Below are 7011 nucleotides of genomic sequence, written 5' to 3'. Positions count from 1 at the left end.
AGCACAAATTCGTTATTTTTTCTCCTCCGTGTCTAAATCTGAGGCTTATTATAAAGAAACAGAAGAAGAAATTGAACTGGAAGTTTCAAAGTACAAAGAATTTTTTGATTCGGATTTTTTCGACCTGATTATTGTTGATGAATGTCATCGTGGCTCAGCAAAAGCAGATTCCCGCTGGCGGAAAATTCTTGACTACTTTAACAGCGCAACGCAAATCGGAATGACTGCAACTCCAAAGGAAACAAAGTATGTCTCAAACATCGACTATTTTGGAGAGCCGGTTTATTCATACAGCCTAAAGCAGGGAATTGAAGACGGATTTTTAGCTCCGTTCAAAGTCATAAATGTTCACACAAATATTGATGACGGCTGGCGGCCAAAGAAAGGTCAGAAAGATATTTATGGAAAAGAGATTGAAGACCGCGAATATGGTCTTTCCGACTATGATTACAACATAATTGTTCAGGACAGAATCGATGAAGTCGCGGCGGAAATCACAAAGTATTTGAAAGAAACAGACAGAATGTCAAAGACAATCGTTTTTTGCCCTACAGAAGATGCCGCTGAACGAATGAGAGTCACTCTGAACAATCTGAACACAGACATGATTTTGCGCGATGCGAACGGAAACGTAAAGGAGTAGTATGTTGTCCGCATTACAGGAAGCGACAAATACGGCAAGGAAAAACTGGACTATTTTATTTCCGTAAGGGAAAAATATCCTGTGATTGCCACAACTTCAAAGCTTCTTTCGACCGGCTCTGACTGCAAGATGGTAAAGCTGATTGTAATCGACGAGTTTATAAATTCCATGACAGAGTTCAAGCAGATAATCGGGCGTGGAACACGCCTGCGCTACGACGAAGGAAAAACTCATTTTGCGATTATGGACTTCCGCCGAGTGAGCCGACTTTTTGCAGACCCAGAATGGGACGGAGAAATTGAGCAGGATGAAGAATTCGGAAATTCTTCGCAAGAAAATAGTGCCGGTAAAGTCAGCAAAACAAATTCTGAAAGTTCAGAAGATTCCACAGATTCAGGAGAGAACGGCAGAAACAAAAAATCAGTTCAAATTGTCGGCAAGGGCGGAATCAAAATCAAGGTTTTGCAGCGGCTTGTTTCTATTTATGACACAGACGGCAAGCTTTTAAAGCAGGAATCGATTGAGGATTACACAAAAGAAAGCATAATCGGAGCTTATCAGACATTGGACAATTTTATTCAGACTTGGAACGAGGAGCAGAAAAAAGAAGTTATCCGCAATATGCTGAAGGAAAAAGGAATCGACCTTGAGCTTATAAAAAAAGACCAGAACATGACAGATGTTGATGACTTTGATTTTATCTGCCACATCGCGTTCGACCAAAAACCGCTTACCCGGCGCGAGCGTGTGAACAACGTAAAAAAACGCGGCCTGTTCGGAAAGTATGGCGAGGCAGCAAAAGAAGTAATCAACGCGCTTTTGGACAAATACGCGGAGCTTGGCATTTACGACATTGAGTCAACAGAAATACTAAAGCAGAATCCGTTCACAAAATACGGAAAGCCCGCCCGCATTGCAGCCCTGTTCGGCGGAAACAAAAATTACAGGCAGGCTATAAAGGAACTTGAAAAAGAAATTTACGCAGCATGATAGACAATAACTTAACCAAAAAAGGCAGGAAATAAAATGAGCAATTTAAGCGGCTTTGTAAAACGCATTCGCGATGTAATGAGGAACGATGCCGGCATTAACGGCGATGCGCAGCGGATTGAGCAGATTGTCTGGATGCTTTTCTTGAAAGTTTATGACGCAAAGGAAGAGGACTGGGAATTTGAAGATGAAAAATATGAATCAATTATTCCAGAAGATTTAAGATGGAGAAACTGGGCGCATTCAGAAAACCAGAACGAAGATCTTACCGGCGACAATCTTTTGAACTTTGTAAACAACAAGCTTTTTCCCACGCTAAAATCACTTGAAGTTACTCCGGAAACTCCAATCCGCCAGTCAATTGTGCGCACAACTTTTGAAGACGCGAACAACTACATGAAAGACGGCGTTCTTCTGCGCCAGATTGTGAACATTATCGACGAGCTTGATTTTGGAAGCTACGAGGAAACCCACGCATTCGGCGAGATTTACGAAACAATTCTAAAAGAACTCTAGAGCGCGGGAAGCGCGGGCGAATTCTACACGCCAAGAGCCGTAACTCAGTTCATGGCAAAAATGATAAGGCCGCAGATTGGCGAAAACATGGCGGACTTTGCCTGCGGAACCGGCGGATTTCTTTCAAACTGGATAAAGGAACTTGAGGCGATAAAAGATGCAAAGGGCAGCATTTCAAACGAAGAATCAGAAAAACTTTACAACTCAATTTATGCGGTCGAAAAAAAACAGTTTCCGTATATGCTCTGCGTAACAAATATGCTTCTTCACGGAATCGACAGCCCGAAAGTATTCCACGGAAACTCACTTACAAAAAAACTTCTGGACTACACGGAAAAAGACGCATTCGACGTAATCCTTATGAACCCACCTTACGGCGTAAGCGAAAAGGAAGACATCAAGCAGAATTTTCCAGCCGACCTGCGTTCAAGCGAGACAGCGGATTTGTTTATGGCAGTCATCATGTACCGCCTGAAAAAAAAAGGTCGCGCCGCAGTGATTGTTCCGGACGGATTTTTATTTGGAAACGACAACGCAAAAAACAATCTGAAGAAAAAACTTCTTACAGATTTTAATCTGCACACAATTGTCCGCCTGCCGGGAAGTGTGTTCAGTCCGTACACTTCAATCACAACAAACATCCTGTTCTTCAACAATGAAGAGCCTTCAGGCGAAACCTGGTTTTACCGCGTGGACATTCCAAGCGACCGCAAGCACTTCAGCAAGACGAAGCCGATGGAACTAAAGCACTTTGACGGCTGCATTGACTGGTGGAACAACAGAAAAGAACTTCTTGATTCCGACGGAAACCCTAAGGCCAAAAAGTACACCACAAAGGAACTGCTCGACAATGACTGCAACCTTGACCTTTGCGGCTACCCTCACGAGGAAGAGGAAATACTGAGCATTGCGAAAACAATCCAGAACTACAAAAAGCACAGCCAAGCCGCAGACGAAAAAATAAGCTCCACGCTAAAAAAAATCACCGAGATTCTTGGAATTGAGCTGTAGTTATGTACCAAAAACTTAAAAATTGGTACATGAGCAACAACTTATGTACCAAAAAAGCGATTTTTGGGACAAGACTCAACTTACGCATTTTTTTGCACAAGTTCAAATGGAAGGATAAGTAAAATTGACACAGATAAAAAAAGACACGAGCTTAAGAAAAGCGATTCTACAGGCGGCGGTTACGGGCAAGTTGATTTCTACGGTGGTTGAGCCAGCTAGTGCGGTGGTTGAGCCTGCCGAAACCACCATTGAAACCGGCAGGCAGCTTTTAGACAGAATTATCGAGGAACGCAATAAAAAACTGCTTGAAGAAACAAAAAGGAATCACACGGATTTGCAGATTTCTACGAAATCTGCCGGCAAAAAAAGTGATTTACGTAGTAAATCACAAATCTGCGTGACAAAAAAAGAACTTCCGCCAATTACAGAAGAAGAGATTCCGTTTGAAATCCCGGAGAACTGGTGCTGGTGCAGATGGGGTGAATTATCAGATTCAATTCAATATGGTTATAATGCGCCGGCAAAAGAAAGCGGTCGGATAAAAATGGTCAGAATAACTGATATTCAAAACGGTAAAGTTGAATGGGAAAACGTGCCATTTTGTGAAATATCCGATGAAGATGTAATTACTTATAAATTAAGAAAAAATGACATTCTGTTTGCCCGTACAGGAGGAACTGTAGGAAAATCATTTTTAGTTGATGAAGAACTAAAAGATGCTGTATTTGCAGGATACTTAATTCGTACACAATATGATTTTGAGAAATTGAATCCCAAATACATGAAACTGTTTATGGAAAGTCAGCTTTATTGGGATCAATTAAAAAATGGAACTATTGCAACTGCACAGCCGAATTGTAATGGACAGACTTTATCTAAAATGATTGTCCCTCTTCCCCCTCTCGCTGTCCAGAACGCCATTGTCTCAAAGCTTGAGCAGGTGCTGCCGCTGGTGGACGCTTACGAGAATGCGGTTCTCCAGAAAGAGCTGCTGAAAGGCGCGCTTAAAGACAATGTAAAAAAAGCCATTCTGCAGGAAGCCGTGCAGGGCAAGCTTGTTCCGCAGATTGCAGGCGAAGGCAGCGCAAAAGACTTGCTTGCAGAGATAAAAAAGAATCACACGGATTTGCAGATTTCTACGAAATCTGCCGGCAAGAAAAGCGTGACAAAAAAAGAGCTTCCGCCAATCACAGAAGACGAGATTCCGTTTGAAATCCCGGAAAACTGGTGCTGGTGCAGACTGGGGGATTTGATTTATAACAATGGACAGAAAACTCCTGATAAAAAATTCAGTTATATAGACATCGGCTCTATTGATAATATCAATCAAAAATTGAATGAAAAAGAAAATTTGATTTTGCCAGAAAAAGCACCATCACGAGCAAGAAAAATTGTGAAGAAAGGCGATATTATTTATTCAACTGTTAGACCTTACCTTCACAATATGTGCATTATTGATAAAGATTTTTCAGAAGACCCTATTGCAAGTACAGGTTTTGCTGTAATGTCGTGTTGCGATGCAATTTATAATAAATTCCTATTTTATTATTTGCTTTCGCCAACGTTTGATAATTATGCAAATGACACTGAAAATGCAAAAGGGGTGGCATATCCAGCAATAAATGATGATAAATTATACAAAGGACTTGTTCCCCTTCCGCCGCTCGCCGAGCAGAAGCGCATAGTCGCCGCAATCGAGCAGCTGCTTCCGCTGTGCGAGAAACTGGGGGCGTAAAATATGTCAATACTTGAAATAACAACAATTGTTATAGCATTGCTTTCGCTTGCCGTTTCTGTTTATGTAGTTGTTAGAGATAATAAAAATAATCGGTTTGAAATTTTAATGACTATGTATGACAGGCTTGAATCTGCAAATGCTAAATTGCAATCTAAAAATCAAGATGAAGATGCAAAAAAATTAAAATGGAAAATTGACAGAGAATTAGAAACTGCCTGCTTTTTGCTGTTTAATAATAAAATAGATAAAAAATTGTTCTACAATTTATATTGTCATTGGCTTTCTGCAAGAAATACTTTTTGGTTTTCAAATGCGTATGATATGGCAGAGCCTTGTAATAATCCTTATACAGTATGGGCTATAAAAACTGGTTTAGAAAAACATTTCTTGGAAAACTCTAAAAAGAAACAGAAGTTTTTGAAAAAAATGACTGATTATATAGTTTCAAGAAAAAAGAAAATATAAAATGGGGCGTTTGAAGAATATGTCAAAGGATTCTGGTTTATTATTAGAAGCATATAAAGATATTGTTTCGCCTATTGCAAAGCAAATTGGAATTTCTGCAGCAGAAGTTGCAAAATTGATTTTAAGTCCAATTTATCAGCCTACTAAATTTTTGAATAATCGCATTGAAAAGTGGTTTGCTAGAATCAATTCTGAAGTTCCAAAAGAAAATTTAGTAGAAGCAAATCCTAATATTACAATTCCAACTATTCAGGCTCTAGCAATTAATCAAGACGAAAGTATTATTGGAGAAATGTTTTATAATATTTTGAAATCTTCAGTAGATAAAGAAAAACAGAAGTTTAATAGTCCAGCTTTTCCTCGTATTTTGGAACAGTTAACAAGAGATGAATGTCTGTTTTTGCTTTTGTTAAGTAAGAAATCATATAAATTTCATCACGAGCAAGATATTGATGAAGATAAACAGATATTTTTTAATAGCCGAGAAATATTGAATGAGCTTCCTTTAGAAAATTTCTATTTTAAGGAAAATATTTGGCTTTATAATAGTCTTTTAACTCATTTGAATCTTTCAGGCTGCTGGGAATACAAGAGTCAAGAACCTATTTTTAGTGATAAAACTGTTACAGAACAAAACGGTGCTTTTTCATCTGTAAGAAATAAGCAAACTGGGATAAGAATTTTTTCTGAATTTAAATTGACTGATTTTGGAAAACAGTTTTGCAATGTGTGCGTTTCTGATAAATGTGATGAATTTATAAAACTTTAAGCAAGAAAAAATGTTCTAAATACTCTTGATTTCTAGTTTTATAATTTAAAATTGAACTTAATAAAAACTTGACCACTTTTGTCAATACTATTAATATCAATATGAAGACCAAAAATCTAAAGATTTCACGCATCCGGATGCGTTTTTTTTGCAAGAAATATCCAACGCAATCGAGGAATTGCTTTAATTGTGTACAAATTATGAGGTGTATAATATGGGAGAAAAACTTTTAGGCTATCTTTGTGAAGCTATTCGGAATGTTCCGAAACATTATTATAGTTTGTCAAATCCTCAGGGGTATTCAAAATTAGAACGTCATCCAGAACGCCTTTTTACTTATGAACTTTATCATCAATTAAGGATAATAATTGAAAAAGAGAGACAAAATAGTGGTTTTTATGATGAGTTTTTTGTAGATGCCGAGATTTATAAAAAGCTAGAAAGAACAACATATTTACAAGAGAATGTTACAGAGAAAAAATATAAAGAAACAAAATCCGAATTAGACAAAGATAAAGTGTTCCCTGATTTTGTAATTCATACTAATCAAAAGTCTAGAAAGATTGATGACCAATTTCTGATTTTAGAGTGTAAAACCCAAACAGAAAATTTAACCCAAGATGCTTTTAATAATGATTTTTTCAAATTAAATGAATACATATCATTATTAAATTTTCAATTCAGTGTGTACCTAATAATCAATAAGAGTGAAAATGATATAAGGAATTATTTAAACACATATAAAAAATCATATTGGACATCGGAACTTGGGAATGTAATATTTATTGTAAAAGAGAGTTATGAGAAGGAACTAAAAATATTTGATACCATGTTAAATGAAATAAATGTAGATTTTTAAAACAGCAATACTAATAAGTT

At 37.6% G+C, this 7011-nt stretch carries 7 protein-coding genes and 1 pseudogene; all 8 read left to right on the top strand.

Going from position 1 to position 7011, the window contains the following annotated elements; translation table 11 throughout:
- Window positions 1–643 (top strand): DEAD/DEAH box helicase family protein (locus Q0N70_RS10475; protein ID WP_294016509.1); only part of this gene is annotated, 643 nt, incomplete at its 5' end.
- An 81-nt stretch (window positions 644–724) separates the two neighbouring features.
- The gene (locus Q0N70_RS10470; RefSeq protein ID WP_294016507.1) at window positions 725–1633 is read left to right on the top strand and encodes a type I restriction-modification enzyme R subunit C-terminal domain-containing protein; all 909 of its coding nucleotides are present in this window, start codon (window positions 725–727) and stop codon (window positions 1631–1633) included.
- A gap of 36 nt (window positions 1634–1669) precedes the next feature.
- A complete protein-coding gene (locus Q0N70_RS10465) occupies window positions 1670–2149 on the top strand; it encodes a type I restriction-modification system subunit M N-terminal domain-containing protein (protein ID WP_294016505.1) in 480 nt (159 codons plus the stop codon).
- Window positions 2150–2164: 15 nt separating this feature from the next.
- Window positions 2165–3160, top strand: a pseudogene (locus Q0N70_RS10460) (class I SAM-dependent DNA methyltransferase); the annotation flags it as partial.
- 124 nt (window positions 3161–3284) lie between these two features.
- Window positions 3285–4895 (top strand): restriction endonuclease subunit S, encoded by a 1611-nt coding sequence (locus tag Q0N70_RS10455; protein ID WP_294016503.1) that lies wholly within the window; start codon window positions 3285–3287, stop codon window positions 4893–4895.
- 3 nt (window positions 4896–4898) lie between these two features.
- A complete protein-coding gene (locus Q0N70_RS10450; RefSeq protein ID WP_294016501.1) occupies window positions 4899–5363 on the top strand; it encodes a hypothetical protein in 465 nt (154 codons plus the stop codon).
- 1 nt (window position 5364) lies between these two features.
- On the top strand, window positions 5365–6132 hold the full coding sequence (locus Q0N70_RS10445; RefSeq protein ID WP_294016498.1) for an Abi-alpha family protein: 768 nt from the start codon (window positions 5365–5367) through the stop codon (window positions 6130–6132).
- A gap of 214 nt (window positions 6133–6346) precedes the next feature.
- Complete coding sequence (locus Q0N70_RS10440; protein WP_294016496.1) at window positions 6347–6991, top strand: hypothetical protein; 645 nt, start codon at window positions 6347–6349, stop codon at window positions 6989–6991.
- Window positions 6992–7011 lie beyond the last annotated feature (20 nt).

Origin of the sequence: uncultured Treponema sp. (assembly GCF_945873775.1) — a bacterium.
GTDB lineage: Bacteria > Spirochaetota > Spirochaetia > Treponematales > Treponemataceae > Treponema_D.
Note: the sequence above shows the minus strand (reverse complement) of the source record. Positions and strands in the feature narration are given on the sequence as shown.